The sequence below is a fragment of the Marinobacter sp. W-8 genome, from assembly GCF_044342215.1.
GTDB classification, from domain to species: domain Bacteria; phylum Pseudomonadota; class Gammaproteobacteria; order Pseudomonadales; family Oleiphilaceae; genus Marinobacter; species Marinobacter nauticus.
In genome coordinates this window covers 2,931,372-2,957,662 of the sequence record NZ_CP172297.1, presented here as the reverse complement: position 1 = coordinate 2,957,662, position 26,291 = coordinate 2,931,372, and the positions used below count along the sequence as shown (strand labels likewise).

Sequence of the window (26,291 nt, the reverse complement as noted above, 5' to 3'; positions counted from 1 at the left end):
CTTGCGTCAGGTTGATGCCTCAGGCACTGGCTCAGGCCGGCGCCAGGCAACCAGGAAAATTATCAGCCCGGCCACGGCGGTTGCAGCCCCTACGTAGCCCGTGGATTGCCAGCCGAAGCCGGCGGTAATGGCCAGCCCGCCCATCCATGGGCCCAGGGCATTGGCAAGATTGAATGCGGCGTGATGGGAGGCAGCCGCCAGAGTCTGGGCGCCGGTTGCCACATCCATCAGGTGGGTTTGCAGCGCCGGGCCCAGGGCCACCATTAAAGCGGTCAGGAAGCAGACTACGAGTAACACGGGCAATGAGCCTGTGGCAGACGGAAAGACGCTCAGAATCATGGCGCTGAACACCAGGATCACGCCAACGGCACGGAATTGCAGACGGTCAAACAGCCAGCCACCAAGCAGGTTGCCCACAAAACCGCCCATCCCGAACACCACCAGGGCCACCGGAATCCAGGCAGCATCCACTCGAGTGACTTCCAGCAGCGTCGGGGCAAGGTAACTGAACACCGCGAACATGCCTGCGAAGCCGATAGCGCCAATGGCCAGCGCAAACCAGATTTGTGGTTTATTAAAGGCGCGGACTTCGCTTAACGGGCTATGCCTTTGTTCCTGTGGATTTTTTGGCAGGAACAGGGTAACCAGCACTACGGTGAGTAACGACACCAGGCCAACAAAACCAAAGGCGTAGCGCCAGTCCATGGATTGCCCCATCACCGTGGCCAGGGGGTTGCCTATCAGCAGTGCAAGGGTCAGCCCCATCATGATCTGGCTCACCGCCTTGGCCCGCTTGTGTACTGGCACCAGCGAGGCTGCCACCAGCGCAGCAACACCGAAGTAGGCGCCATGGGGCAGTCCGGCGATAAACCGGAAAACCAGCAGGGATTCGTAATTGCTGGCCAGGGCACTGGCCAGGTTGCCCAGCGCGTAGAAGGACATCAGTAGAATGAGCAGCTGCCGCCGGAACAGTTGCGCGCCGAGAATGGCCAGAATGGGCGCACCGACCACCACGCCCAGTGCATAGGTGGAGATAAGGTGGCCTACCTGCGGCTCAGAAACGCCGAGATCCTGAGCGACATTGGGCATCAACCCCATAATGGCGAATTCACCGGTACCGATACCAAAGCCGCCCATCGCCAGCGCAAAGACGATCAGCCAGGTAGGAGGGCTGGATTCGGGGAGTTGGTTGGCGGCGCTCAATCTGATCTCCTTGATCCAATCAGGGAAGAGAAAGCCCGCCATTGTCAGGGTTGGGTGCTCTAGCGGCTATAAGCGATTATGAGGATGGACGTTAGCTTGCTAATTCAAGCCGTAGCGGCGTTCGCGCTCAAACCGGAAAAAGCCCTCGTCCTCTTCCCGTTCGATGGTCGGAGCAGAAAACCCGAAATGTTCCTGGCGAAGATCCGTTAACGCGGCCTCCAGTTGATCGCGGTTCAGGCGCGTCTCCAGGGCGCGTCTTTCGGCCATATAAGCTTTGCCTTTCTGCCATTTTTCCTCCCGGCGCTGGTCTTCCTCGGCCAACTGGCGAACGGCCTCTTCGGAGTAGCCTATCTGGCGGCGCAAAGCGTTGATGGCTTGCTGGCGTTTGTCTGCAGGCAGGCTGGCGAGTTGCTGTTGAACGCTCTCCATGGAGAACAGGGCGTGGCCGGTCGCACCGGAACCCGCCAGTTGCCGGGCCAGATCGGCACCATAGAGTTCGTCTGCGGTGGTCTGTAGCTGGTGAGCCAGTTCGGTCAGTGGCATCTGGTTGGCCTGGTCCAGCTGCGCCAGAGTCTGCTGGAACTGGTCCGATTTGGCTTCCACCGGGTTCTGCTCCTCGGCCCAGATCTGGCTTGCCAGGGGGCCGAAAATCGCTTCGCGTTGCTGCCAGAGCTCGGCGTAGCGTTCCATGTCCGGCAACCCCTGTAAACGAAGCTCGTGATTGTCGAGCCACCGGTTGTACAGGTCCAGCTTGGCCAATAACGCGAAAATGCTGTCGGCCAGTTCTGGAAATGCCGTGGTGATGGCGGACTGGAAAAGTTCGTTACCGGAATCCGGGTAACGCGCCAACAGGTTTCGGCGTTCGTTATACAGACGTGCCTGGGTGGCCGGCTCGGTGATGGTGTCGCCATAAAGCTCCAGGTACTGAACGGCCAGTTCGACAGCGCGTTGGTCGCCGCTTTGGGTTGGCTCGGCGGTGGGCGTCGCGGCTGCATGTGAAGGCGCGGAGCTGTCGTGTACCTGACTGGCCGTTGTCTTTGATGACTCGGGCCAGTAATGAACACCGCCGGCAACCAGTAAAGCCATGGCACCGAGCGCCAATACGGAGTTGAGTGGTTTCATTGCAGCTGTCCTGCCAGTGGTCTTGCAGAATGTGGTCCCGGCCGTTTTCCGGCCGGGACACTAGGGCGCTTAGAGAAGCGGTTGCAGTTTCGGCCAGATCAGATCAGCGATCTTTTTCGAACCGCTATCCGCCGGGTGGATACCATCAAAGATGATATCGCGGTCGTTGATTACCCAGCGCGGATCCACAAACGTGCAGTCCAGTACCGAGTTTTCACAGGCCCGGGCCAGTGTGGCATTGCCGTAGTCCACCGCCTCTTTCATATCATCCAGCCGGAACAGGCCGTTCTTGGTGTAGTAGTAGCCGGTCAGAATGCCGTTCTGAACACCGGCTTCCGCCATCTCGTTCAGGAAATCGACGCCTTCCACATAGATATCATCGATGAAATCCCGGCATTGCTGGCTCAGACGCCCGAAGCGCCACCAGGGTGTCTTGCAGTTGTTGGAGTTGAAGGCAATCGCAGGAATCAGAATGTCATTCCCGCCGGCATCACCCACAATGGTTTTGATATCCGGGTTATCGGTAACTGCTTCCCGGAACTGATTGGGAATGGACGGGGCAATCAGCTCTCCGGACAGCTCTGCACCGGAGACCGTGTAGCGCCGGAAGGTTTCGCCGGCTTTGGCCTCCAGCTGATTCTGGATTTCACCGGAGAGGGCAAAGATGGAATCGCCAACGAAAACGACCTGGTCGTTATCGGCGTCGGTCACCTTGTCGTTACTGAGCAGATAGCCGAGTTCACTGCAGCCGGTAAATAGCAGGGCCGCGCCAAGTGCCATGGCTGGCTTGAGGGTTTTGCCCAGGAAATCGGGCAGGAACGAACGGTGTTCATTAATTGTCATTGTTTGAACTCCTTGTGTAAGGGATAGACGGTCCGTCTATGGGTACTGCCCTTTCAATATCGTCCATGGGCGCTAGTTTGCAGAATGGGAGAATAGGCTTCGGAGTTGTCAGATCCGGCCATCAGTCGGTCATTGTGAACCGCCTCTCAGTTCTTGACCTGTCTCAAGTGGTGGTCAGCACTGGCTTGTATTTTTTCCATCAGCGTCAAATATAGGTAATCAGAGAAACCTATTTGCTCAGATGCGAGGAGCGCCATGGATTTCAAAGACTATTACGCCGTCCTCGGTGTGAGTGAGTCTGCCACGCCCGAGGAAATCAAGAAGGCTTACCGTAAGCTGGCGCGGAAATATCACCCGGATGTCAGCAAAGAGGCCGATGCGAGCGACCGTTTTAAAGATGTGGGCGAAGCGTATGAAGTGTTGAAAGACCCCGAAAAACGGGCCGAGTACGACCAGTTGCGCAAGTACGGTGCCCGCTCCGATGGCTCATTCCAGCCGCCACCGGGCTGGCAGAGTGCCTCGGGCTTTGGCGGTGGAGGATACACCGAGGCCGACGCTCGCCAGTTCAGTGATTTTTTTGAGGAAATCTTCGGCGGTGGCCGGCGTGGAGGCTTTGGTGGCGGTTTTCGCCAGAGCATGAAAATGCGAGGCGAAGATGTGCATGCCCGGCTGGCCCTGTTTCTTGAAGAGGCCTTTAACGGCTGCGAGAAACAGGTGTCGTTCACGGTTCATGAACCGGATGAACATGGCCGCCTGATACCGCGCCAGAAAACCCTGAAAGTAAAAATTCCCGCAGGCATGCGCGAAGGGCAGCATATCCGGCTGAAGGGCCAGGGCGCACCCGGCATTGGTGGAGGTGAGCCTGGCGATCTGTTTATCGAAGTGGAACTGGCGCCCCACCCGCACTTCAGCATTGAGGGCCGGGATGTGCTGGTTACTGTGCCAATCTCCCCGTGGGAGGCGGCCCTGGGTGCGACGGTCACAGTACCAACGGTGAGCGGAAAGGTGAATGTGAAGGTGCCCAAGGGGGCCACCAGCGGGCGCAAGCTCCGGCTCAAGGGCAAGGGATTCCCGGGTAAACATCCGGGCGACCAGATTGTGGTACTGCAAGTGGCCATGCCGGAACAGCACACGGCGGAAGCTGAAGCACTCTACGAGAAGCTGGCTGAGCTGGAGAAAGGCTTTAATCCGCGCAGCAAGCTGCACGTGTGAGGGAGGCGAACATGACGAGCAAAGACCGGATTCTGATGCTGGAAGTCACCGATGCCGATGGCAGCACCTTCTCACTTCGGGAAATCTGCGAACGCGGGGACTGCCATGCGGAGTTTGTGATCAAACTGGTGAATTATGGGGTTATTTCGCCCCTGGACGAGGTGCCGGAAATGCGCCAGTGGCAATTTGATGTGGCCGCCCTGAACCGCCTGCAGAAAGCGCTGCGCCTGCAGCGGGACCTGAAACTCAACCTGCCCGGGCTGGCCATGTCGCTGGAGCTGCTGGATGAAGTTCAGGACATGCGGCGGGAGGTGGGCCGTCTGAACCAGCGCATTCGTCAACTGATGGGCGAGTAGGCGTATTATTGTCCCGGGGGCTGAACGCCTGTTTCAGCGCCCGGACTTTTCCAGTGCCTGTATTTCGGCGTAAATCTTTTCCGCCTCCTCCATCAGCGTGCCGTGACTACGCAAATCGCCATTACGCTGTGCATGCAGCGCCTTGGCGAGCTTTTCCTCATAGGCTTTCTGCAGTTTTTTCTTCGGGTCGCCCTTCAGAAATCCCAGCATGGCTGGCTTCTCCTCTTGTTCAATGTTCCAGCATATACGCTGTCGGGCCGGCGTAGTTCACTCCAGAACCTGGATTGCTGCCCACATAGGCCCGCCTTTTGCTATACATAAAGACAGAAACTCGGCAGGGAGCTGGCTGTCGGTGTGCAGGATGCTTTGCGCGCGAACACTAGCGGAGTCCCTATGTCCATACGCTTTTTCAAACGCCTCGTGACCAGTCGTCTGTTGCGGCCGGTGTTCATTGTGCTTCTGGTCGCTGGCCTGATACAGGTCGAGGGTTTGCGGTGGTGGCTGATGAAGTACGCACTCTGGCCAGCCTTCAGCAGCGGGTCCTTGAGATCTCCGGGGTGGCGGAAGATCAGAGTGGGCACACCAGCGAAGTCAGCGTCAGCGTGCGTGAAATTGCCGATTCCTCACGGGAAACCGTTGATTCCATAACGCAATCGGACGAGGCCAGCGGTGAAATAGCAAGCACCCTGTCGGCCCTGCAAACAAAGGCATCCCAGTTCCGGGTCTAGCAGACCCGGACACGTTTCCAGAAACGATTCACGAAATTTTCATCTTTCCTGACTGGACAAATTGAAAATTTGGGATTATTTTCCCATTTAATTGTTTGGGAAAAATATCCCAATTATTGTGGCGATGAAAAATGCGCCGGATTCTGTCAAATCAGTCGGGAGAAGGAAGATGAAGCGCAACGGACTTTCAAAAGCGATCAAGTTGGTTCTGGTTGGTACCTTGGCCGGCGGTCTGGCCGCCTGTGGTGGCGGTGGCTCCGGCTCCTCCGGTTCAGTGGGTGCGAGTGGCAATGCCGAGGGCACCAGCGTTGGTGCGGTGACCGGTTTTGGTAGCGTGTATGTCAACGGAACCCGGTTTGCGACCGATGGCAGCGTTAGCAGTGACGACGGCATCGAACGTGAGGGCCAGCTTGAAAAAGGCATGGTGCTGAAAATCAAAGGTGACTGGGACGAGCGGGGCCAGGGCCAGGCCGACGCTGTGTTCTATGACGATACCCTGAGGGGACCACTGGTTGCGGCAACCTGGGATGCCACCGCCAGCACCGGTCAGCTGGAGTTGCTGGGGCAGGTGGTTGTGCTTAACAACCAGACGGTATTCCGCGGAGCCACACCGGTTGAGCTTGCGGCCGCGCCTGCCAACTATCGGGTTCGGGTAAGCGGCTGGCGGCTGGATGACGGCAGTTTCCGGGCCAGCTTCGTGGGTGCGCGTCTGCTGGGCTCGGATTTTGACGATGTGAATGAAGCTGAACTTGAAGGCGTGGTCCAGAACCTGGATGCGCAGTTGCAGACCTTCACCATCAACGGTTTCACAGTGGATTACACCAGCGCAGTCGCGGATGACGACTTCAGTCTGGACCAACTGGAGAACGGGCTTGCGGTTGAGGTGGAAGGTCAGCTCAACGCAGACGGCGATGTCCTGCTTGCCGAGGAAATTGATGATGAGGACGACCTGTTTGACGACAACGATGACGTTGAAATTTCCGGTGATATCTACGATTTCGATGCGTCTGCCCGCACCTTTCGGATTAATGGCGTGCTGGTTCAGCTGAATGCTGAGACTGAGTTTGACGACATCAGCGAGGGCAGCCTTCAGGATGGCGTGTTCGTGAAAGTCGAGGGTGATTTCCGCAACAACACTCTGCTGGCAGAAGAAGTGGAAGGCCGGGAAGGCGATGCGGAACTGGACGGCATCATCCAGCAGATCGATCTGGACAGTGAATTGCTGGTGGTCAGTGGCGTTCGCGTTCAACTCACCGCAAATACCCTGATCGACGACGATGACAGCGATAACGACCTGCGTAATCGTGTTGATGACATCAACGCCTTCAGCGTTGGGGACTATGTTGAGGTTGAAGGTCGTCAGCGTACTGATCACCTTGAAGCCTTCACCATTGAGCGGGAAGACAGCGACGAAGATGATAACTTTGAGCTGGAGGCCAGAATTGATGCCATTTCCGATACGTCGGTGACGGTGATGAATCTTGAAATCCTGCTGAATGGCTTCAGCGTTGCGGGTCTTCAGGTTGGTGATGAAGCCGAGGTTGAGTACGACCAGACCAACGGCGGAGAGTATGTGTTGAACGCAAACCCCGAAAACTGAGGTTGAAGGACACAGGTTGCGGGGATACCGCAACCTGTGTCTGGTTTTCCGGGGCAAGATGGGAATACAATCCCAAACATGACTGATGCCAAATCCAATCCCCTGCACCAAGCGCTGTTCCGCATTTTGCGCCCGATGGCCAGACTGCTGTTGCGCAATGGCGTTCCGTTCGGCGAGTTCTCTGAGCTGGTGAAAAGGGCGTATGTGGAGGCTGCGTTGGAGGATTTCTCTGACGGGCGCCGCAAACCAACCGATTCCAGAGCGGCAGTGATGACAGGCCTTACCCGCAAAGAAGTGCGAAAACAACGAGAGATATTGGCGGGGCAAAGCCCGGTCAGTGAACGAACCTCTCATGCAAATCGCGCTTCGCGTGTGGTGTCCGGATGGGGGCACGATGAGACCTATCAGGCTGCGAATGGACAGCCCGCGGTGCTGGCATTCGAGGGCGCCGGGAGCTTCAGTGAGCTGGTTCGAAAATACAGTGGCGATATGACTCCCAGAGCGGTACTGGATGAGCTCCAGCGGGTGGGGGTAGTCGCGGTTGAGCCGGATACTGGGTTCCTGATCCTGAAACAGCGGGCGTATGTGCCGGCCGGAGACAGCGAAGAAATGCTCCAGATCTTCGGAGAGGACGTATCTGATCTTGTAGCCACTATTGATCACAATCTGGTGAGTCGGGATGTCGGGCGTGAGCCGCTGTTCCAGCGCACCCTGACCTATAATGAAATACCACCAGAGGTGATCGCTGCGTGGCGTGAACAAGCCGCAAGGCAGTCCCAGGCCCTGCTGGAAGATCTGGACAGCTGGTTAGGGCCTCACGACCGGGGAGTATCCGGCCAGGAGGGCGGCGAATCGGTACGGACCGGCGTCAGCATTTTCTATTTTGAAGAGCCGGTTCAGACGAACAAGAGCGGAGACGAATGATAATGGCTCTTAATGTCCCGACCGGACAACCCCCGCGCTGGCAAACCACCGAACTGGTCAGCATGCTGCTTTCGCCGGGTGCCCGTCAGGTGGTGAGATACTGGCTGAGTTCCGAGCATTTCCTGGATGAGCAGAAACACCCGAAGGTGGTGCTTGCAACGCCCCATGAACCCCATTCCTTTGTTGACCTGGTGCAAATCGCCAACCCAAACCTGGTGCCTTCTGTCGTGCTTGCGGAACTGCTTCGAAAGGGCATTGTGGAAACCCTGGAGAGCGGTCACGTTCTGTTAAAGAGAAGCGCTTATGCTCCCTGGGGTGCTACCGGTTCACTGAGCCTGGGCAATTACGATGATTTTGTTGACATCGACAAGCTACGACGACGCCACAACGACAGCTGACAATCAGTGGCGGGCCCGGATGGCCTGCAGGAGAGAACAATGTTCAGAGCAGTAACGCTTCACAGAATGCTGAAACTGGCCGCCGCACCGATCGCACTCGGCGTGTTGAGTGCCTGCGGCGGCGGTGGCGGTGGTGGAGTCGACGTTGCCGACGGCGGCATCCGAGGCACTGGCTCCAGCGTTGGGCCGGTTTCCGGTTTCGGTAGCGTCTTCGTCAATGGCGTGAAGTTTGAGACGGATGGTCGCGTCAGCAGTGATGACGGCATTGAGCGTGAAGACCAGTTACAGGAAGGCATGATCCTGAGGATCGAAGGCGAGTGGCGGGTTGATGGCCGGGGGAATGCGGAGTCGGTCGAGTACGACGATACCTTCCGTGGGCGTGTGGACAATCGGACTCAGACCCTGGATGCCGACGGTATGGTCGAATCGGTGCAGTTCACCATCTATGAGCAGACTGTGGTTGCCGACCAGCAGACGGTGTTCAAGGACATTGCGCTTGAAACCCTGGCAGACGGCGCTTTCGTGCGCATCAGTGGCTGGCGTGAGCCGGACCCCAACGGTCGGTACCGGGCAAGCCACATTGGTTTGATGACGCAGGATGAAACCAACGTAGAGATTGAAGGCCGCATCGACGAGGGTTCATTGCAGCTGAATCTGAATCAGTTCAGCATTAACGGGCAGTTGGTCTCGTACACTGACAGCGCGTTCGCCGGGTCGCTGACGGAAGCCGATCTGGCGGATCTTCTGCTGGTGGAGGCCGAAGGTACGATCTCCAATGGCGTATTGATTGCCCGGGAAATCGACGAAGGCGAAACCCGTCGCTACCGTCGGGGCTCCGGCAATGACATTGAGTTCTCAGGCCCCGTGAGCACCGACTACAACGCATCGGACCGATCCTTCCACATCAACGGCCTGATTGTCTTTGTCGACGATAACACCGAGTTTGATGATGGCTTGTCGGCCTCGGATCTGACTGCCGGCATGCTGATACAGGTTGAGGGGGATTTCCAGGACAATGGCTCCGTACTGGCTGAAGAAATTGAAGCTCGGGAGGGCAACGCGTCAGTAGACGGTGTCCTCGACGTCAACACGCTCAACTTCAACGACCAGACCTTCCGGGTTGGTGGTGTGTTGGTGCAGCTCACGCCACGGACGATCATCACCGACGATGACAGCGATCTGCGTCTGAAACTGGCGGACCTGAACGGCAGTTATCAGTTGGAAGTGGAAGGGATTGAGCGGCAGTCCGGCTCTGGCGTTGTGCTTGAAGCGATAAAGGTTGAGCGCAATGAGGAAGACAATGGGCCAGCGGCGGATCGTGAATATGAAAGCCAGGGTCAGCTCACGCACGTGCAGGGGACTGTGTTCACGGTACTGGGAATTGATGTGCAAACCACGATAGATACCCAGTTTGAAGGCACCAGCCGCGACGAGTTGATTGATGCCTTCGATGCCGGGCAGCGGCCGGTACTTGAAGTAGAGTATCGTGAGCCAACACCGGGCAACTTCGTGGCCGATGAAATCGAACTGGAAAGCGAAGACTGAGCCATGAACCACCTCGCCCACACCTTCCTCGCACCGGACTCACCGGAGGCGAGAGTGGGCAGTATCCTCGGGGATTTCACCCGGGGACTGGACTGGGATCATGTGCCGTCGCCGGTGCTTGCAGGCGTGCGGCACCACCTGGCGGTTGATGTATTCACCGATCAGCATCCGCAGGTGCTGGCCAGTAAAAGCCTGTTCTCAAGGGAGCGCCGGCGCTTTGCCGGCGTGGCCCTGGATATCCTCTACGACCACTTCCTGCTCCGGCACTGGGAACAGTTCAGTGACTGGGACAAAGATACCTTTATCCGGACCGTATACCAGGAACTGCAAAACCACCAGGCGCTGATGCCCGAGAACATGGCGGTGGTGACCCGTCGCATGGTCGAGCATGACTGGTTTGGCGCCTATCAGGATCTGGACAACATCGGCTATGCTCTCGATCGCGTGGCCAGCCGAATCCGCTTTGCCAACCGGTTTGCCGGCATCATCGACGAAATTCGCGCCAACGAAGCCGAACTGGAAGGCCATTTTCTGGCCTTCTTCCCGGAACTTCAGGCCTTCGCCAACCGCTTTCCGGAATCATCCCATCAGGCGTGAACGGGCCTGCTGATACTCCGCTTCCAGACGCTGAACCAATGCTTCAACCGACAACACATCGTTAATCTGACTCACACCCTGACCGGCGGACCAGACGGTCTTCCACGCTTTGGCCTCATCGTCCAAGGGCTTGAGCTTCTCGCCGTAATTCACATCGCCGGCCTGGTTCAGCTTCTGCATATCAAAGCCCGCGGCTTCCAGACTCTGGCGCATAAAACTGGCCGGTACACCGGACACCGCCGGGGTATGGATGATATCCGCTGATACGGCTTCGATGATCATGTTCCGATAGGCATCTTCCGCTTCCGATTCCTCGGTATTGATAAACCGTGTCCCCATATAGGCCAGATCCGCCCCCAATGCCTGGGCTGCCAACAGATCCTCTCCGTGCGACAAACCGCCGGCCAGCAAAATGGTGCCATCGAATACCTCACGGATTTCATGCACCAGCACAAACGGATTGGTGGTACCGGCATGGCCACCGGCTCCGGCGCTGACCGCAATGATGCCATCCACCCCGGCTTCTGCCGCTTTGCGGGCGTGTTTCTGATTGGTGACATCGTGGAATACCAGCCCGCCGTAACTGTGCACGGCTTCCACCACCTGACTGGCCGCGCCCAGGGAGGTAATGACAATTGGCACCTGATGCTTTACGCATAGCTCAAGATCCGCTTGCCAGCGCGGGTTGGTGCGGTGAACCACCAGATTCACGGCATAGGGCGCGGTTGTCGCGCTTGGTTGCTGCGCCTGCCATTGCGCCAGCTCGTCATTCATCTGTATCAGCCACTGCTCGAAACCCTCACTGCTGCGCTGGTTCAGGGCTGGAAAGCTGCCCACGATGCCGGCTTTGCAACAGGCAAGGGCCAGGCGGGGAGAGGAAATCAGAAACATGGGGGCGGCAATCAATGGAAGACGAAGTGCATTGTTGAGTTGTGCAGGAATTGGCATGTTGAGTCCTTGATTTTTATTGGAACTTTCTCAAGCTATGGGGGATCTTAGCCTGTTCCCACTGAGCCGTGAAACCGGTTTTCTGAGATAGTATGCAATCAACCTCCAGACAAGGAGCCCGTCATGGGTGAAGCAAAACGACGCAAACAGACCGGCGCCCCGTCGCCACGCAACACGCAGGGCCGAAAATCACTGATCATCGTCCTGTCTCTGGTGATCGGGGTGGCCGTCATCGCTGGCCTGTACTTCGTCACCAAACCACCAGCACCCAGCTCAGACACACTCCCCGTGGCGGCCCCTAACGCCGACGAATTCCCGGCCATTGTTGACCAGTACGGCATTGCCGTTGGCAGCGAAGATGCTCCGGTTGTCGTCCGCGAGTTCGCCGACTACCAGTGCCCGGCCTGCGCCCGCTTCGCCGAAGCCAGCCAGCGCCTGAAGAAGGAATATGTGGAAACCGGCAAAGTCCGCTTCGTCTATTTCGATTTGCCACTGCGCCAGCACCAGAACGCCATACCCGCCGCCCTGGCCGCCCGTTGCGCGGGTGATCAGGACCAGTACTGGGCCATGCACGACAAACTTTACGGTTCCCAGATCGACTGGAGTGGTTCCAACGATCCGACGGCCACCTTCACCCGCTACGCCAATGAGCTCGGCCTGGAAGAACGCCGCTTCCGTCGTTGCATGGAAACCGAATTGCACCGGGAAGCTGTCGAACAGAGCCTGAAAGTGGCTGTCCAGCTCCGGGTCGCCAGCACACCCACGGTCATGGTCGACAACATCCAGTTGACCCGGCCCGGCTGGGGCCAGTTGTCGGCGGTTGTAGAACGGGAGTTGGCCAAAGCGGAGTAATGCGGCCATCCGCAACTTGCATCGGGGGCCGGGTTGATTAAACTTTGCCCCCTCGCGCCCACCGGCCGTGACAAATATCAAATCATGCTCCGGATTTACGATCCGGCCCGCAGGAGAAAACCATGAGCAACGAAATCGTCGTCTGCGCACTCTACAAGTTCGCAGTCCTCAATGATTACAAAGATCTACGCCAGCCCTTGCTGAACCTGATGCTGGAAAAAGGCGTGCACGGCACCCTGCTGCTGGCCCGCGAAGGCATCAACGGAACCATCGCCGGCAGCCGAGAAGGCATCGACGCTGTGAAAGCGTGGATTGGCAAAGACGACCGCTTCAACGGCATCGACTACAAAGAATCGTTCGTTGATATCCAGCCGTTCAAACGCACCAAGGTCAAACTCAAGAAAGAAATCGTCACCATGGGCGTCGATGGCATCGATCCCAAGCGGATTGTCGGCACCTACGTGGAGCCGCAACAATGGAACGACCTGATCTCTGATCCGGACGTTGTCCTGGTCGACACCCGTAACCAGTACGAAGTCGAGATCGGCACTTTCAAAAACGCCGTCAATCCGGCCACTGACACCTTCCGCGAGTTTCCCGACTATGTGAAGCAGAACCTCGACCCGCAGAAGCACAAGAAAGTCGCCATGTTCTGCACCGGCGGTATCCGCTGCGAGAAGTCTACGGCTTATCTGAAAGAGCAGGGCTTCGAAGAGGTGTATCACCTCAAGGGCGGCATCCTGAAGTACCTGGAAGAGGTTCCCCAGGAGCAGAGTCTGTGGCAGGGTGAGTGTTTCGTATTTGACGATCGGGTAACGGTGAATCACAACCTGGAACGTGGCGAATACGACCAGTGCCACGCCTGTCGTCGGCCTATTACCGAGGCCGACAAGCAGCGCCCGGAATACGAACAGGGTGTCAGTTGCCACCAGTGCATCGACAGCCTGACCGAAGAACAGAAAGCCCGTTTCAAGGAGCGTGAGCGCCAGATGCGCCTGGCCCGAGAGCGGGGAGAAGAACACGTCGGCGGCGAGGCCGCACGCATTATTGCTGAGCGAAAGGCCCGCAAGAAGGCCGAACGGGAAGCACAGGCGCGCAGGAGTCTGGAGGGGGAAAAGCAGCGTAAGTCTGCTGTGAATTAACAGCCCCTGAGTAAGGAGATAGTATGTTGATCAGAAAACCCCTGGCGGTTGCCTGCCTGGTGGTGGCCCCCGTGGTCTGGGCCCAGGAAAGCGGCAACGTCGAAGGTGAAGCTGAACTTGGCATTTTGCTGACCTCTGGCAACACCGAAGAAACCAAGGTGAATGGTCGGCTGGCTCTCAAACATGAGACAACGATGTGGCGGAATACCGGCGAGTTCAGTTCCCGGTACACTGAAGCCGATGAAGAAACCACGGCAGAGGAGTATCAGGCTGCGCTGGAATCCGACTACAAGTTCGATGAGCAACAATACTGGTTTGTCAGAGGTTCCTGGGAAGACGATCGTTTCTCCGGTTACGACTTCGAGTCTACCTTGAGCACTGGTTACGGAAACCGAGTCTGGCAGGTGGGGGAGCGATCGTTCCTCGACCTTTCTGGAGGCCTGGGTTATCGGTATAACAAGCTTGAAGAAGTGAATGACGATGGCGACGACGCCGAGAAGGAAGCGATCGCAAGATTAGCCGCCCATTTCGACTACGCCTTATCGGACACCGCCCTGTTCCGGCAGAAGCTCAGTACCGAAATCGGACTGGATGAGAACAACACCATCAGCCAGTCCGAAACGGCCCTGCAGACCAGTATCGTGGGGTCGCTGTCGATGAAAGCGGCGTTCCGGGTAAAGCATGTATCCGATGCGCCCGCCGGTACTGAAAAGACTGACACAGAAACCTCGTTGTCTTTGCTGTACGGGTTCTGACACACCCGGTAGCCACAAACAAAAACGGGGCAGGGGAATAATCCTCTGCCCCGTTTGTTTTTGGGGTTACACGTTGTTTCTCAGGCCCAGTTCGTCCGGGTAGGGCGTCAGGTATTTCTGGGAGTGGAGGTAGTCTACCGGTTCCTTGCGTTGGGCCAGGCGCAGCAGCGTCATGGGCACCACCAGAGGTATCTCACCACGCCGGTAGGCTTCGATCTGCTCCAGCAGCACGGTTTTTTCCTCGGCCGACATGCCTTCTTTCAGAAAACCCAGCAGATGCTGCATGGCATTCACATGCGAGCCACGGCTTACCCGTTGGGTCATGGCTTCCATGAACTGATGGATGTAGCGGTCGGCAATCTGTTCCAGAGGTTCGGATTTGAGGTGGCCCAGCATCGGGCCCAGTTGCCGGTAGATCTTTTCTGAATGGGCCAGCAGCGTGAACTTGTGGCGGGTGTGGAAATCAATCAGCGCCTGCTTGGTCAGGTTTTCGCCTGCCACGTTCTGCATCCAGTCGTCGTAGGCAAATACCCGTTCAATGAAGTTTTCCCGCAGCATGTCATCGTGCAGGCGGCCTTCCTCTTCCACCGGCATCAGCGGGTAGGCTTTCATCAGCGCCTCGGCGAACATACCGCGGCCATCCCTGTGCATGAAACTGCCTTCGGCGTTGTGAATCTTGATGCGTTCCATACCGCAACTGGGTGATTTCGCCATCAGGATGTAGCCGCGCAGGTTGGCCAGCGAGGGAAGTACCTCGGCAATGAAGTTCTGCATGCCTTCGGTGTGGTCTTTGCTGCCCTTGCTTTCCACCAGATGAAGACCGTCTTCATGCTCACGCAGATGAATGGCGGGGCGGGGAACGCCAAGGCCGGCTTCAAGTTCCGGACAGATAGAGCGGAACTCGAAGTGCTTTGCCAGCACCTGGGTGCAGTAGCGGGAGTGTTTGTGGCCGCCGTCGTGCCGAACTTCCTTGCCCAACAGGCAAGTGCTGATGCCAACCGGTATACCGCTCACAGGCTTCTCCAATACACAAAAGTGACGTTACTGATACCGCTTACGTTGATTCAGTGTAAACCGATCAGAGCAATGCACCCAAAGTGCTCATGAAGACGTTTTGTTGCGTTTCTCGCGGGCAGCCAGGCTGGTCGCGTAAATGCCCCGGACATCCCGGGCAAATTGCTCGATGGAATAATCCTCGGCAAAGGCCCGGGCTTTGTCCGACAGCTCGGTGCGCAGTTTGTCGTCCTCAAGCAGCCGTTGGGCTTTCTCAATCCAGCGGGCCTGGTTTTCCGGAGTCTTGTAGCCGTTCAGGCCGTCCCGAACCACGTCTTCAATGCCACTGGAGCGAACCGCTACCACCGGCAGCCCGGCAGACATGGCTTCCAGAATCACCATGCCCTGGGTCTCGGATTTGGAAGCAAACAGGAAGGCATCGCCAAGGTTGTACCAGAGCGCCATCTCCTCTGGCTGAACCGCGCCCACCAGGGTGAAGTGAGAGCCCAGCTCCAGGCTGTCAATCTTCTTCTGCAGCCGGTCCCGCTGGTGGCCATCGCCAATCATCAGGAACCGGAATGGCACGTCGCTTTCCTGCCGCAGCCGGTCGATGGCTTCGATCATGAAGTCGATGTTCTTCTCGTTGGAAAGCCGGGCCACGCTGATAAAGACCTTTTCGTTGCTCAGCCCCAGTTTTTTCCGGAGTGCCTCCACGTCTGCGGGCTCCACGGCCTGGAAGCGTTCGTACTCGATACCGGTGGGCTGGACGAAGGTGGGCGTGGTCACCCCGATCATCCGCAGGTATTCCTCGGTGGAGTAGGTCGGCACGATCACGCCATCGCAGCGGTTGGCAAAGCGTTTGATCAGCGCGTGGGAAATCAGGTTCCGGAACAGCATCCCGGGCAGGGGCACAAAGTGAGCGTAGTGCTCCAGCCGGGTGTGGTAGGTGTAGATGGCCGGAATACGAAGCTGGCGGGCCATAAACAGCCCCAGGCTGCCGAGCCAGAACGGATGATGCAGATGAATCACATCCGGCCGGAAGGCCCGAACCTGCTTGCGTATACGGGCCAGGAAAATATTGGCCAGGCGGAATTCCCGCTTCTCGCCCATGGCCAGCAACGAGGGCACCCGCACCACGGCGTCTTCCCGGTCCGGCTGGTCACGATACCGGGGCGCGACAATCTGGGTACTGTCCCCTAGATGTTCCAGCCCCCGGCGCAGCCGTGCAATGGAAATCGGCACCCCGCCGATGAAAGGCAGATAGTTGTTGGTGAACATGGTGACCCGCAACGGCTTTTCGAGCCACGGGGTGGGGTCCAGGTCGTAATCCGGATAGTAATCTTTGCCGATGAAGATGACCTGGTAAAGCTTGATGGTCAGTGCCACAAACACCGAGACGATCAGGATGAAGTTCAGATAGCCGGTGTAGAACAGGGAATACACAAAGAACCACAAGCTTTCCAGGCGCTTCCAGACCGGATGCTGGCCCACTTCCAGACGCTCCATCTGATAGCTGACTTTGCCGTCTTGAGAGACCTGCACGTCCACGTAGTGGTAGAAGCTATCCTCCGTATTCAGCACCAGCCCGCCGGCACCCCCGGTGGTGATGAAGGGCGTGCCATCCACCACCTGCTCGTCAAAGAGCGACAGGTTAGCCGAAAACACCAGGTCGATGCCTTGCTCCCGAATCAGCTGCAGCAACTCCTCCCGGAAGGCGGGAGGTTGCAGGTAGTCGTCTTCATCGTCGAACAGGGCTGGGGTTTCCGGTTGCAGAAGCGGGTGGCCAATAAACAGGATGTGCGCGTTGCTGGTGTCGTGGGCCAGAAGATCCCGGAGCCAGCGAATCTGCCAGCGCCAGGGCGTTTTCCCGGTGCTGTCCAGGAAGATCAGCCGGGTATTACCGGCCCGCACACTGTAGAAATGGGGCCCGAAATGATCATAAAACCGGAAACTGCCAAAATTCTCGTATTCGTGTGGGCCGAAGGTGAGCAGATAGGGAATGTCCAGGTGGCTCAGGGTGCCATACAGTGCCCGGTATTTATCCTCGCCACCGCCGCTCACGGCATTGCCGGACGACACCAGAAAGTCCACACCGGCCTGATTCAGGGTCGGGATAAACCGGCGCTCGAAGATGCCCACGGAATTGTTGATGTTGCCCACCACCGCAAAACGGATACCGGAGCCTGGCGGAGTGCGTTGGTGGATGCGTTCAACCTGCTCGCTGTGCAGGGCCTCAAAGTCCTGTTTGAAGAAATTCAGGTACACCTTGTAGCCCACCAGCGCCACCACAATGGCCAGGCACAGATAGAACAGCAGTTTAAGCGGGTTACGACGGATCATTCCGGCCTCCGGTGGCTTTTGATCAGTTCCCTCTGCATCACCAGCAAACCGATGAGCATGCCCAGGTAGATAGTGAGAAAACGCCAGGCAATAGTGACCAGCACCAGGTGATTGCCCGACAGGATATCCTGGAAGAAACTGCCGAACACGCCTTCCGATATGCCAGAGGCCCCGGGGGTGGGGGAGAAATACATGATGAAGGTGGTTACCACCAGCAAGCCCAGAGTGGTCAGGTAATCCACCTCATAGCCCAGGCCGTGAATCAGCAGGGCGGGAAAACTGAACAGGCTGAGCAGGAACACGGCGGTGAACACTACCGACAGCAGTACGTCCCGTGGCGCGCCACGGAGGTATTCGCTGAAACACAGGGCAAACCGCAGCATTTCCCGCCGTAATTTGAACTGCCAGCGGTCGTGCCGGCGGTGGTTGATCAGATGTGCCTTGCGCAGGCCTGCGACAAGAGCGCTCAACGGCAGGATCATCCAGCGTGTCCGGAACAGCAGCACGGCGAAGAATCCCAGATAGAGCGACACAAACACCGCCAGTGCGGTGCCGATACCGGACGACCAGATGCCGCCGTCCAGGGCCTCCAGGCTCAATAGAAAGACCGGTGTCAGTGAGAAAATGAACGCCACCGCGAGTACCGTGCGGATAGTGGTGGCCGCCGTAGCGCGGGCCACGGGCACCCCATGGCGGGTGAGATACCAGATCTGGGCAAACCCGCCCCCGGTGGCCATGGGGGTTACGTTGGAGAAAAACAGATTAATGAACACCAGCCGGAAGATCTTGCGCAACGGCAGCCGGTGCCCCAGCGCCTTGAGGGTGTAGTGCAGGCGCAGACCATCGGCCATGAAGTAGATCAGCAGCAGGGCCGCGACCGGCAACAGCAAAGTGGGAGAAAGCAGGCGATCGTCGAACTGGAAACTGCGGCCGGCGAAGCGGTCGTAGACCGCATACAGGCCGGCGCCGGTCATGACCAGGAACAACAGGGCGAAGGCCGTAAGCCGTCGCCAGGAAGTCCGTTTCTGGTAGTTGCTGTCAGTGCTGTTGGTCATGCTCTGCCCGTCTGTTGGTGGCGGGCAGTGTACCCTGTGCAGGGCAGTGCTTGTCCAGTTCGGCTTAGTGACCGTAAACCATCAGATTGGTGTTGGTGATGGCAAAGTCTGTGAACTGAACCGAGCCGATGCTGGTGTCACCCATGCGGAATACCGGCATGTCGATATCAGCCCGGAATTCCACATCGTGTACAGAAAGGCCTTCTTTGCCAGAAGCGGCACTGGTGCCCCGGGACAGGTTAGCCTTGGCATGGGCCATACCAAAGTGCCCCATGGTATCCGCGCCACGGCGGTTATGAATCTGTAGCCCTTCAATGCCAACGGCGGCGAAGTTGAACAGCAGGATCACGTCGGCTGCGTCCCAGTTCAGGCTACCGTTGCTGATTTCGAAATGGGTATCGAGCTGCAGTTCGGAGCCGGACACCACGTTGCCATTGGCCAGGGTGCGCGTGGCGCCGCCGTTATTGCGGATAACCAGATCGGTGGGGCCGATGTAGCCCTGCAGCAGGATGTTTGAGAACAGACTGGAGCTGCCTTCACTGCCGGTGGTGGTGATGCTGTCGATGGCCAGTTCGAAATCTACCGCCTGCAGATAGTCGGTCAGGCTGGTGGGGTCGCCGTAATCGCTGGCCCCCAGATGGATCACCAGGTCGCCGTTGTCGAACTGTTTGCCGAAACTGCCGCCAACCGAGTATTTCGCCAGCGCGTCCGCGACATCGGGATTACTGGTATCGAGCAGACCGGCGTTGGCGCGGCGTGCTATCTCGGAGAAACCGTGTTCCAGAATCTCGCCACTGCCCGCGATATCAATCGTCAGCTTCATGTTGTCCAGCACGGTATCGTTCTGGCCGGACAATCTCAGGCCGTTGATCCCCAGAGAGCCTTCATCGGTCCAGATCAGGTGATCAATATTGAGTTTGGTTTCCAGTTCAATGGTTACACCGGCCTGGCCAGTCACACCCGCCAGGGTTGTGTCATCCAGCGGCTGGAATTCGGCCATGGCAGGCACGGCTAATGAGGCGCCGGCCATCAGACTCAGGCAGGCGAGGGATTTTCTGGCCTCAGGAATGAGAAAAGACATGTTGGCCCCGGTTCGTTCGACGATTTGTTGTTATTGATTGCTTCAGAACACCTGACGTGTGCTGATCAGCCGCAGGGACAACACAACCAGAGCTGCGGTCGTTAAAAGTTACACATTGTTACTTTAAGCCTGAAGGCGGGGGTGATCTGTGAGGCTGGTCACAACCTGAACAGTCGTGACCGGTGTTTCAATCCAGTGCCTGGCGGATGAGGTTTTTCTGATGTTCGGCGAAGCCCCGGATCAGCTCAGTGGCTTTGGTCGAATCCCTCGCCAACACCGCCTGCGGCAACTCCGAGAAAAACGTGCTGGTGGTTGCGAGGCCCTTGCGGTAGCGGTCTGCCCCCAGGTAATAGGCTCGGCTCACGGCAGGTTTGAAGTTGGACAGCGCTTCGGTCAGGTAGGGGTTGGCGACGACCTGGCAGCAAGCTTCCATCACGTTAAAGCTGGCTTCCACCACCCGGGTGATGTCGGGTTGGGGTTCTTTTATCCGTTCGACCACCTGCGATACCGCCACCAGTAAACGGTCTTTGTCAGCCTCCTGCCAGCGCTCGCACAGGCGTGAGGCCAGCATCATCAGCAAATGCATATAGACGTCGTAGAGCTCCGAGGCGTATTCGGCATTCAGCTGGGTTGCAGAAGCCCCTTTCCTTGGTGTGATTTCCACAAGGTGCCACCGCTCCAGGGTATAGAGTGCCTCTTTCACGGATGCCCGGCTCACTTTCAGTTCCGAGGCCAGTGTAGCTTCCTGAATACGCTCTCCGGGGCGGATCTGCCCGGTCATGATGCGCTCGGCCAGGAAGTTGGCAATCTGTTCTGCCAGAGTATTGGGCACCTGAAAGTCCATAGGGGGGCTCGGTCTGCTCACTGTCGGGTTGTTAGACAAACTTGGAACGGCGGGAGTGTAGCACAGCCGGAGTAATGCCGGTCATTACCTTGAAATCTGCCCGTGCAGCACGCAGGTATATGGCTTGAATCCTCCAAACATAAGGGAAACCAACATGCCCAAGCATTTTGAGCAGGCCCCGGGCCTGTACGATGACCCCGTTCCCGAAACCGAAGGCTATGTCTTTAACCAGACCATGATGCGCATCAAGGAGCCCGAGCGTTCCATGGACTTCTACACCCGGGTACTGGGCATGCGCCTGGTTCGCAAGCTGGATTTCCCGGAAATGAAGTTCACGCTCTACTTCCTGGGCTACCTGGACGACAAGCAGGCTCAGTTTGTGCCAAACGATGATGGCCACCGCACCACCTACACCTTCGGCCGGGAAGCGATGCTGGAGCTCACCCATAACTGGGGCACCGAAGACGATGTCGACTTTGCCTACCACAACGGCAACGATGAGCCCCAGGGCTTCGGCCACATCGGCATTGCCGTGCCCGATGTCTACGCTGCCTGTGAGCGCTTTGAAAAGCTGGGCGTGGAATTCGTGAAAAAGCCGGACGACGGCAAAATGAAAGGCCTGGCCTTTATCAAAGACCCGGACGGCTACTGGATTGAAATCCTGCAGCCAGACATGCTGGAGAAACAGCGCAAGGACAGCTGATCACTACGCTGTTCCTGACCCCGGCGTTCAGCTTTCCTGGCTGGCGCCGGGCGCCTTGCCATAGCGCGAGGCGACAATTACCGCCACTGTCAGAATGAACGCGCCCGCAACGCCAATCTGCCCCAGTTCCTCTCCCAGAATCAGCCAGGCCAGCAAGGCAATAAACAAAGGTTCGAGCACGACGACAATGCTGGATACCGTCGCCGGCGTGGTTTTCATCCCGGTAAAAAACAGCAGATAGCCAATGCAGGTGGGCACCACGCCAATGTACAGCACCATCAGCCAGTGCTTTAGCCCCATCGTCTCCAGCCCCGCAAAGCCGCCACTCAGGGCCACCACGGGCAACAGCAGCAGTGCGGAGGTACCAAAGCAGATAAAGGCGGTGGTAAACACCGGTGTGCCCGTTGAGTTGTAGCGGCTGGTCAGGGTGAAGCCGGTGTATACCGCCGCCGCCAGCAGCGCCATCAGAATGCCTGCCAGTCGCAGGGTGCCGGCTGTGTCCATGTCACTGACTACCAGCATGCCCGTGCCCAGAATCGCGGCAATCGCGGCCAGGATAGTGAGCAGTCCTGGTTTCTCGCCCAGCAATGGGGCAGCCAGAATGGCCACCAGAACGGGTGGCAGACACAGGGATATCAGGGTGGCAATGCCTGCCCCGGTCAGATCCACCGCCAGCAGATAGCTGCCCTGATAGAACGCCTGGAACAGCCCCAGGGCGGTGAGGGTGAGCATGGCCTTGCCGCTGAGAGAACGCAAAGAGCTGCCGGGCACCGTCTGGCCGGGGTTGCGGGCCACCAGCTGCCGTTGCTCGCGCCGCATCAGTAGCCAGAAGAATGGCAGCGCAACCACCAGGCGTAAAAAACCGAGGGTGATGGCCTCCAGTTCCGTACCGTTGAACAGAAACTTGGCGACAATCCCCGTAGTGGCCCAGAGCAAAGAGGCCAGGGCAATAAGAAGTGCTCCGTGGATCATGACAAACTGCCGGTTGGAGAAACAAACAGGCAAGGGTATCAGCGGTAAGTGCGTGGCGCTATAAGGGAAAGGAGAGGGGCAGCGAGGCTGCCCCGGGGGGTTATTTCACGGCGAGGCGGTCGGCGTTCTTTTCAACCGTACGCGCACCAATACCCTTCACATCGGCCAGTGCTTCAATGCTGGCAAAGGGGCCGTTAGCTTCGCGGTAGTCGACAATGGCCTGGGCTTTGCTCTCACCGACACCGCTCAGAGACGCCAGAGTGGCTACATCTGCGGTGTTGATGTTCACGGCGGGCTGCTCGCTGGCGAAGGCTGCAGAGCCAGTGATCAGGCTGAAAAACAGAACAAGGGTGGCCAGAAATGAGGTTGGTTTCATCGGTGATCTCCTGATTGTAATAACGTTGTTATGAACAGTCAGGCACGACAACCCATTGAGAGTATTGGTGATTCGAAACGGTGCAGAACAAAAAGGGGGAGGTGGGTGCGAGGGCGGTTTAGTGCACGGAAAGGGACTACTGTCCGTGTAGTCCCCAAATTCCGTGGCTGACCCCTGCCTGATCCATCAGGCTGCGCATCATCCTGAGCACTTCATCCTTGCAGTCATCCCTGTAGCCCTGATCCATCGGGCAACTCCGAATCCGTGGAGTTCTCATCCGTGAGCCAACGTCCGTGCTGGCTTGTCATCCCTGACAATGCTCATTCTACGGAAGATGAAATTTCGGAAAATCGGACATCCGCCAGACGGTTTGTGCGAGATATCCCACAGAGCTGTGAGCTTTACGGTGAACCTGAATTCATTGTTTTCAGGGTATTTTTTCGGGCAATTTATTGCCCGAAAATCAGCGCGCTACCAGATGGTGCAGTGGGGTTTGCCTACTCTGCACCAATTGAGGGCGGCGGGTTGGCCGAGGCACCGGATTGAGGCCTGAAACGGCGCACCAATTCATTGCAGAGCCGGTTCGGGTATGTTTTTTGTTGTTTAACATTATGTTTTCTAAATGCTTTTTTGGTTGTTGGAACGGCGAATGCAATTGGCTGTTTGCGTTTGACGACCCAAAACCAACGAAAAGGACGCACAACATGAGCATCAAAAAACACGTGAAACTGGGCCTCTCTGCATTGGCGCTGTCTGTCTCCCTCGGTTCTATCAATGCAGCGTTTGCCGCCGAAGACCCCATCAAGGTGGGTATTCTCCATTCCCTGTCCGGCACCATGGCCATCAGTGAAACCGCGCTGAAAGACACCATGCTGATGCTGATTGAAAAGCAGAACGCCGCCGGTGGCGTACTTGGCCGCCAGCTGGAGCCGGTGGTGGTTGATCCGGCTTCCAACTGGCCGCTGTTCGCGGAGAAAGCCCGTGAGCTGCTGGAGAAAGAAAAGGTCGACGTTATCTTCGGTAACTGGACCTCGGTGTCCCGTAAATCCGTTCTGCCGGTGGTAGAAGAACTGAACGGCCTGCTGTTCTACCCGGTTCAGTACGAAGGCGAGGAATCGTCTGAAAACGTGTTCTACACCGGTGCGGCCCCCAACCAGCAGGCGATTCCTGCGGTGGATTACCTGATGAACGACCTGGGTGTTGAGCGCTGGGTTCTGGCGGGCACGGATTACGTTTATCCGCGCACCACCAACAAGATTCTGGAAACCTATCTGAAAGACAAAGGCGTGGCCGCCGGCGACATCATGATCAACTACACGCCTTTCGGCCACTCTGACTGGCAAACCATCGTGTCTGACATCAAGAAGTTCGGCAGCGCCGGCAAGAAGACCGCCGTGGTTTCCACCATCAATGGCGACGCCAACGTGCCCTTCTACCGTGAACTGGGCAACCAGGGCATTTCCGCCACCGACATTCCCGTGGTTGCGTTCTCCGTGGGTGAACAGGAACTCTCCGGCATCGACACCGCTCCGCTGGTTGGCCACCTGGCTGCCTGGAACTACTTCATGAGCGTGGATAACGACGCCAACTACGACTTCATCGACGCCTGGGTTGCCTACAAGGGCGACGATGCCGCCGTCACCAACGACCCGATGGAAGCCCACTACATCGGTTTCAACATGTACGTTGAAGCGGTGAAGAAAGCCGGCACCGCCGACGTGGATGAAGTGAAAGACGCCATCATCGGGGTGAGCGTGCCCAACCTCACCGGCGGCTACGCCACCATGATGCCGAACCATCACATCACCAAGCCGGTGCTGATTGGCGAGATCCAGGACAACGGCCAGTTCTCCGTAGTCTGGGAAACCCCGTCTACCGTGGCGGGCGATGCCTGGTCTGACTTCCTGCCGGGCTCCAAGGATCTGATCAGCGACTGGCGCGCGCCCCTGCGCTGCGGCAACTTCAACGTGGTCACCGGCAAGTGCGGTGGTGGCTCGGCTGACGTGGCCTCCAACTAAGCTCCAACCGGGCACAGCCGGGCAGGCCTGAGCCTGCCCGGCACCGCTCCCGAATTCCCAAGCCAACAGGAATGAATCATGAGCATTCACCGATTGCTCGCCAGGATGGTATTGGCTGTCTGTCTGGCCCTAGGGGCCACACTGGCGAATGCCCAGGCGCAGACCGATGCGCCCGAAGCGCTGCTGAAACGGCTCGTAGAAGCCGGGCAAGCTGAAAAAACCGACTTACTCAAAGCCCTCTCCGAAACCGGCGACGAACGCGCCCGGGGCTGGCTGGAAGCCGTTCGCGACGGCAAACTCGCGATGATTGAAGACACCGGTGCCCTGGTGATTGTGGTTAACAACCGGGGCCGTAACTGGCAGATCGCCGACGCCCTGACCGGCGAAGACCTGGGTGAAATGTCGCGCCGGGATCTGCAAAGCCTGCGGGTGAACAACGCCCTGCGGGCCGACATCGAGGGCATCCTCTCGGTGATCGACCTGACCGTGGCCGACCCAGGCCAACGCCTCGATGCCGCGCGCAATCTGCTGGGCGAAGTGAATGAAGCGCTGGCCACCCAGCTGCAGGCCCGTTTGCAGGTGGAAGACAACGGCCAGGTGCGTGACATGCTCACCAATGCCCTGGCCATTTACCAGGTGGAGCAGGGCGATGTTGAGGCGGTAGCCACTTTGTCTGGCAGCCTGAACCCGACTGTGCGTGCCGCCCTGAATAATGCCGTTAACAGCGATGACCCTGCGCTGGCGGCTGCGGCCGAGAAAGCCCTGGCCAGCATTGAGCAGAAACTGAAACTCAACCGCGCTGCCGAAACCCTGTATTTTGGTCTGTCCCTCGGCTCGGTACTGGTGCTGGCCGCCATTGGCCTGGCCATCACGTTTGGTGTGATGGGTGTGATCAACATGGCCCATGGCGAGCTGATCATGCTCGGGGCCTACACCACCTGGGGCATGCAGCAACTGTTCCCGGGCCAGCCTGGCCTGGCCCTGATCCTGTCCATCCCGGCCGGATTCCTGGTGGCGGCGCTGGCGGGCATCGCCATTGAGCGCAGCGTGATCCAGTACCTGAAGGGCCGCCCGCTGGAAACCCTGCTGGCCACCTTCGGCATCAGCCTGATTCTTCAGCAACTGGTGCGTACCGTGATTTCCCCCCTCAACCGCACCGTGGTGACCCCGGAGTGGATGAGCGGTTCGATCATGATCAACGAAGCCTTATCCCTCACCCTGAACCGCCTGTACGTGATTGGCTTTGCCCTGGTTGTATTCGCCGGGCTGATGCTGATCATGCGCAAGACTCGCCTGGGTCTGGAAGTCCGTGCAGTTACCCAGAACCGGGCCATGGCCCGCTCCATGGGCATTAAAGCCACCAAAGTGGACATTATGACCTTCGCCCTGGGCTCCGGTGTGGCCGGGCTGGCGGGCGTGGCCCTGTCGCAGATCACCAACGTTGGCCCCAACCTGGGCCAGAACTACATCATCGACTCGTTCATGGTGGTGGTGTTCGGTGGTGTGGGCAATCTCTGGGGCACCCTGATTGCCGGGCTTTCCCTGGGCACCATCAACCAACTGCTGGAACCCTGGGCTGGTGCGGTCCTCGCCAAAATCATGGTGCTGGTGCTGATCATTCTGTTCATTCAAAAGCGGCCACGCGGGCTATTCCCGCAGAAAGGCCGGGCGGCGGAGGGCTGAG

26 protein-coding genes are annotated in these 26,291 nt (G+C 58.0%); 14 read left to right on the top strand and 12 right to left on the bottom strand.

Features of this window, described 5'->3' with window-relative positions:
* Positions 1–6: 6 nt before the first annotated feature.
* The 3 genes from ACF8YQ_RS13825 to ACF8YQ_RS13815 form a co-directional block, all read right to left on the bottom strand.
* A complete protein-coding gene (locus ACF8YQ_RS13825; protein ID WP_396623309.1) occupies positions 7–1,137 on the bottom strand; it encodes an MFS transporter in 1,131 nt (376 codons plus the stop codon).
* Positions 1,138–1,302: 165 nt separating this feature from the next.
* Positions 1,303–2,325, bottom strand: coding sequence for a hypothetical protein (locus tag ACF8YQ_RS13820; RefSeq protein ID WP_396621737.1), 1,023 nt, complete (start codon positions 2,323–2,325; stop codon positions 1,303–1,305).
* Between the two features lie 69 nt (positions 2,326–2,394).
* Positions 2,395–3,168, bottom strand: coding sequence for an SGNH/GDSL hydrolase family protein (locus ACF8YQ_RS13815; RefSeq protein ID WP_227664333.1), 774 nt, complete (start codon positions 3,166–3,168; stop codon positions 2,395–2,397).
* A 255-nt stretch (positions 3,169–3,423) separates the two neighbouring features.
* Here ACF8YQ_RS13815 and ACF8YQ_RS13810 point away from each other — a divergent pair, with 255 nt between their 5' ends.
* Both ACF8YQ_RS13810 and ACF8YQ_RS13805 read left to right on the top strand, forming a co-directional pair.
* Positions 3,424–4,380: a DnaJ C-terminal domain-containing protein gene (locus ACF8YQ_RS13810; protein WP_396621736.1), complete on the top strand. Its 957-nt coding sequence runs from the start codon at positions 3,424–3,426 to the stop codon at positions 4,378–4,380.
* An 11-nt stretch (positions 4,381–4,391) separates the two neighbouring features.
* Positions 4,392–4,736 (top strand): chaperone modulator CbpM, encoded by a 345-nt coding sequence (locus ACF8YQ_RS13805; protein ID WP_396621735.1) that lies wholly within the window; start codon positions 4,392–4,394, stop codon positions 4,734–4,736.
* Positions 4,737–4,769: 33 nt separating this feature from the next.
* Here the strand turns inward: ACF8YQ_RS13805 and ACF8YQ_RS13800 are convergent, their stop codons facing one another.
* Positions 4,770–4,946: a DUF6435 family protein gene (locus ACF8YQ_RS13800; RefSeq protein WP_011786463.1), complete on the bottom strand. Its 177-nt coding sequence runs from the start codon at positions 4,944–4,946 to the stop codon at positions 4,770–4,772.
* A gap of 287 nt (positions 4,947–5,233) precedes the next feature.
* Between ACF8YQ_RS13800 and ACF8YQ_RS13795 the strand changes: the two genes are divergently transcribed.
* The 6 genes from ACF8YQ_RS13795 (at position 5,234) to ACF8YQ_RS13770 (ending at position 10,528) form a co-directional block, all read left to right on the top strand.
* Positions 5,234–5,464, top strand: a complete 231-nt coding sequence (locus ACF8YQ_RS13795) for a hypothetical protein (protein WP_396621734.1) — start codon at positions 5,234–5,236, stop codon at positions 5,462–5,464.
* A gap of 169 nt (positions 5,465–5,633) precedes the next feature.
* Positions 5,634–7,064, top strand: coding sequence for a DUF5666 domain-containing protein (locus ACF8YQ_RS13790; RefSeq protein ID WP_396621733.1), 1,431 nt, complete (start codon positions 5,634–5,636; stop codon positions 7,062–7,064).
* Between the two features lie 78 nt (positions 7,065–7,142).
* Positions 7,143–7,988 (top strand): DUF6502 family protein, encoded by an 846-nt coding sequence (locus ACF8YQ_RS13785; protein ID WP_396621732.1) that lies wholly within the window; start codon positions 7,143–7,145, stop codon positions 7,986–7,988.
* 2 nt (positions 7,989–7,990) lie between these two features.
* On the top strand, positions 7,991–8,386 hold the full coding sequence (locus ACF8YQ_RS13780) for a hypothetical protein (RefSeq protein ID WP_227499617.1): 396 nt from the start codon (positions 7,991–7,993) through the stop codon (positions 8,384–8,386).
* Positions 8,387–8,425: 39 nt separating this feature from the next.
* On the top strand, positions 8,426–9,931 hold the full coding sequence (locus ACF8YQ_RS13775) for a DUF5666 domain-containing protein (protein ID WP_396621731.1): 1,506 nt from the start codon (positions 8,426–8,428) through the stop codon (positions 9,929–9,931).
* A gap of 3 nt (positions 9,932–9,934) precedes the next feature.
* Positions 9,935–10,528 (top strand): ACP phosphodiesterase, encoded by a 594-nt coding sequence (locus ACF8YQ_RS13770; protein ID WP_396621730.1) that lies wholly within the window; start codon positions 9,935–9,937, stop codon positions 10,526–10,528.
* Here ACF8YQ_RS13770 and ACF8YQ_RS13765 read toward each other — a convergent pair.
* Positions 10,511–11,476: an NAD(P)H-dependent flavin oxidoreductase gene (locus ACF8YQ_RS13765; protein WP_396621729.1), complete on the bottom strand. Its 966-nt coding sequence runs from the start codon at positions 11,474–11,476 to the stop codon at positions 10,511–10,513. The two genes, ACF8YQ_RS13770 and ACF8YQ_RS13765, sit on opposite strands and share 18 nt — an antisense overlap.
* A gap of 123 nt (positions 11,477–11,599) precedes the next feature.
* Here ACF8YQ_RS13765 and ACF8YQ_RS13760 point away from each other — a divergent pair, with 123 nt between their 5' ends.
* From ACF8YQ_RS13760 to ACF8YQ_RS13750, 3 genes are all read left to right on the top strand, one after another.
* Complete coding sequence (locus ACF8YQ_RS13760; RefSeq protein ID WP_396621728.1) at positions 11,600–12,328, top strand: DsbA family protein; 729 nt, start codon at positions 11,600–11,602, stop codon at positions 12,326–12,328.
* A 122-nt stretch (positions 12,329–12,450) separates the two neighbouring features.
* A complete protein-coding gene (locus ACF8YQ_RS13755; protein WP_226596551.1) occupies positions 12,451–13,470 on the top strand; it encodes a rhodanese-related sulfurtransferase in 1,020 nt (339 codons plus the stop codon).
* A gap of 23 nt (positions 13,471–13,493) precedes the next feature.
* Positions 13,494–14,225, top strand: coding sequence for a YdiY family protein (locus tag ACF8YQ_RS13750; protein ID WP_396621727.1), 732 nt, complete (start codon positions 13,494–13,496; stop codon positions 14,223–14,225).
* Positions 14,226–14,291: 66 nt separating this feature from the next.
* Here ACF8YQ_RS13750 and ACF8YQ_RS13745 read toward each other — a convergent pair whose 3' ends face one another.
* From ACF8YQ_RS13745 to ACF8YQ_RS13725, 5 genes are all read right to left on the bottom strand, one after another.
* Positions 14,292–15,239 carry a DUF523 and DUF1722 domain-containing protein gene (locus ACF8YQ_RS13745; protein WP_303293244.1) on the bottom strand — a complete coding sequence of 316 codons (948 nt, stop codon included), beginning with the start codon at positions 15,237–15,239 and terminating at the stop codon, positions 14,292–14,294.
* A gap of 87 nt (positions 15,240–15,326) precedes the next feature.
* A complete protein-coding gene (locus tag ACF8YQ_RS13740; protein WP_396621726.1) occupies positions 15,327–17,558 on the bottom strand; it encodes a glycosyltransferase in 2,232 nt (743 codons plus the stop codon).
* Positions 17,555–18,613 (bottom strand): YbhN family protein, encoded by a 1,059-nt coding sequence (locus ACF8YQ_RS13735; RefSeq protein ID WP_396621725.1) that lies wholly within the window; start codon positions 18,611–18,613, stop codon positions 17,555–17,557. The genes ACF8YQ_RS13740 and ACF8YQ_RS13735 overlap by 4 nt, the downstream gene beginning before the upstream one ends.
* Positions 18,614–18,677: 64 nt before the next feature.
* Positions 18,678–19,694 (bottom strand): DUF6160 family protein, encoded by a 1,017-nt coding sequence (locus ACF8YQ_RS13730; protein WP_396621724.1) that lies wholly within the window; start codon positions 19,692–19,694, stop codon positions 18,678–18,680.
* A 187-nt stretch (positions 19,695–19,881) separates the two neighbouring features.
* A complete protein-coding gene (locus ACF8YQ_RS13725) occupies positions 19,882–20,538 on the bottom strand; it encodes a GntR family transcriptional regulator (RefSeq protein ID WP_226596548.1) in 657 nt (218 codons plus the stop codon).
* 154 nt (positions 20,539–20,692) lie between these two features.
* Here ACF8YQ_RS13725 and gloA point away from each other — a divergent pair, with 154 nt between their 5' ends.
* Complete coding sequence (gene gloA / locus ACF8YQ_RS13720; protein WP_396621723.1) at positions 20,693–21,241, top strand: lactoylglutathione lyase; 549 nt, start codon at positions 20,693–20,695, stop codon at positions 21,239–21,241.
* 27 nt (positions 21,242–21,268) lie between these two features.
* Here gloA and ACF8YQ_RS13715 read toward each other — a convergent pair whose 3' ends face one another.
* Together ACF8YQ_RS13715 and ACF8YQ_RS13710 are read right to left on the bottom strand one after the other, a co-directional pair.
* Positions 21,269–22,213 carry a DMT family transporter gene (locus ACF8YQ_RS13715; protein ID WP_396621722.1) on the bottom strand — a complete coding sequence of 315 codons (945 nt, stop codon included), beginning with the start codon at positions 22,211–22,213 and terminating at the stop codon, positions 21,269–21,271.
* A 100-nt stretch (positions 22,214–22,313) separates the two neighbouring features.
* Complete coding sequence (locus tag ACF8YQ_RS13710; protein WP_022992774.1) at positions 22,314–22,589, bottom strand: ComEA family DNA-binding protein; 276 nt, start codon at positions 22,587–22,589, stop codon at positions 22,314–22,316.
* A gap of 704 nt (positions 22,590–23,293) precedes the next feature.
* Here ACF8YQ_RS13710 and urtA point away from each other — a divergent pair.
* The gene (gene urtA / locus ACF8YQ_RS13705; RefSeq protein WP_396621721.1) at positions 23,294–24,607 is read left to right on the top strand and encodes an urea ABC transporter substrate-binding protein; all 1,314 of its coding nucleotides are present in this window, start codon (positions 23,294–23,296) and stop codon (positions 24,605–24,607) included.
* A 78-nt stretch (positions 24,608–24,685) separates the two neighbouring features.
* On the top strand, positions 24,686–26,290 hold the full coding sequence (gene urtB / locus ACF8YQ_RS13700; protein ID WP_058341620.1) for an urea ABC transporter permease subunit UrtB: 1,605 nt from the start codon (positions 24,686–24,688) through the stop codon (positions 26,288–26,290).
* Position 26,291 lies beyond the last annotated feature (1 nt).

What these genes read in the sequence shown, in the direction of transcription:
- ACF8YQ_RS13765 (WP_396621729.1), bottom strand. Translation starts at nt 11,476, where the DNA reads ATGCCAATTCCTGCACAACTCAACAATGCACTTCGTCTTCCATTGATT.
- ACF8YQ_RS13710 (WP_022992774.1), bottom strand. Translation starts at nt 22,589, where the DNA reads ATGAAACCAACCTCATTTCTGGCCACCCTTGTTCTGTTTTTCAGCCTG.
- ACF8YQ_RS13780 (WP_227499617.1), top strand. Translation starts at nt 7,991, where the DNA reads ATGGCTCTTAATGTCCCGACCGGACAACCCCCGCGCTGGCAAACCACC.
- urtB (WP_058341620.1), top strand. Translation starts at nt 24,686, where the DNA reads ATGAGCATTCACCGATTGCTCGCCAGGATGGTATTGGCTGTCTGTCTG.
- ACF8YQ_RS13785 (WP_396621732.1), top strand. Translation starts at nt 7,143, where the DNA reads ATGACTGATGCCAAATCCAATCCCCTGCACCAAGCGCTGTTCCGCATT.
- ACF8YQ_RS13715 (WP_396621722.1), bottom strand. Translation starts at nt 22,213, where the DNA reads ATGATCCACGGAGCACTTCTTATTGCCCTGGCCTCTTTGCTCTGGGCC.
- ACF8YQ_RS13820 (WP_396621737.1), bottom strand. Translation starts at nt 2,325, where the DNA reads ATGAAACCACTCAACTCCGTATTGGCGCTCGGTGCCATGGCTTTACTG.
- ACF8YQ_RS13810 (WP_396621736.1), top strand. Translation starts at nt 3,424, where the DNA reads ATGGATTTCAAAGACTATTACGCCGTCCTCGGTGTGAGTGAGTCTGCC.
- ACF8YQ_RS13760 (WP_396621728.1), top strand. Translation starts at nt 11,600, where the DNA reads ATGGGTGAAGCAAAACGACGCAAACAGACCGGCGCCCCGTCGCCACGC.
- ACF8YQ_RS13725 (WP_226596548.1), bottom strand. Translation starts at nt 20,538, where the DNA reads ATGGACTTTCAGGTGCCCAATACTCTGGCAGAACAGATTGCCAACTTC.
- ACF8YQ_RS13775 (WP_396621731.1), top strand. Translation starts at nt 8,426, where the DNA reads ATGTTCAGAGCAGTAACGCTTCACAGAATGCTGAAACTGGCCGCCGCA.
- ACF8YQ_RS13755 (WP_226596551.1), top strand. Translation starts at nt 12,451, where the DNA reads ATGAGCAACGAAATCGTCGTCTGCGCACTCTACAAGTTCGCAGTCCTC.
- ACF8YQ_RS13750 (WP_396621727.1), top strand. Translation starts at nt 13,494, where the DNA reads ATGTTGATCAGAAAACCCCTGGCGGTTGCCTGCCTGGTGGTGGCCCCC.
- ACF8YQ_RS13770 (WP_396621730.1), top strand. Translation starts at nt 9,935, where the DNA reads ATGAACCACCTCGCCCACACCTTCCTCGCACCGGACTCACCGGAGGCG.
- ACF8YQ_RS13800 (WP_011786463.1), bottom strand. Translation starts at nt 4,946, where the DNA reads ATGCTGGGATTTCTGAAGGGCGACCCGAAGAAAAAACTGCAGAAAGCC.
- ACF8YQ_RS13735 (WP_396621725.1), bottom strand. Translation starts at nt 18,613, where the DNA reads ATGACCAACAGCACTGACAGCAACTACCAGAAACGGACTTCCTGGCGA.
- ACF8YQ_RS13825 (WP_396623309.1), bottom strand. Translation starts at nt 1,137, where the DNA reads ATGGGCGGCTTTGGTATCGGTACCGGTGAATTCGCCATTATGGGGTTG.
- ACF8YQ_RS13805 (WP_396621735.1), top strand. Translation starts at nt 4,392, where the DNA reads ATGACGAGCAAAGACCGGATTCTGATGCTGGAAGTCACCGATGCCGAT.
- gloA (WP_396621723.1), top strand. Translation starts at nt 20,693, where the DNA reads ATGCCCAAGCATTTTGAGCAGGCCCCGGGCCTGTACGATGACCCCGTT.
- ACF8YQ_RS13790 (WP_396621733.1), top strand. Translation starts at nt 5,634, where the DNA reads ATGAAGCGCAACGGACTTTCAAAAGCGATCAAGTTGGTTCTGGTTGGT.
- ACF8YQ_RS13815 (WP_227664333.1), bottom strand. Translation starts at nt 3,168, where the DNA reads ATGACAATTAATGAACACCGTTCGTTCCTGCCCGATTTCCTGGGCAAA.
- ACF8YQ_RS13730 (WP_396621724.1), bottom strand. Translation starts at nt 19,694, where the DNA reads ATGTCTTTTCTCATTCCTGAGGCCAGAAAATCCCTCGCCTGCCTGAGT.
- ACF8YQ_RS13740 (WP_396621726.1), bottom strand. Translation starts at nt 17,558, where the DNA reads ATGATCCGTCGTAACCCGCTTAAACTGCTGTTCTATCTGTGCCTGGCC.
- urtA (WP_396621721.1), top strand. Translation starts at nt 23,294, where the DNA reads ATGAGCATCAAAAAACACGTGAAACTGGGCCTCTCTGCATTGGCGCTG.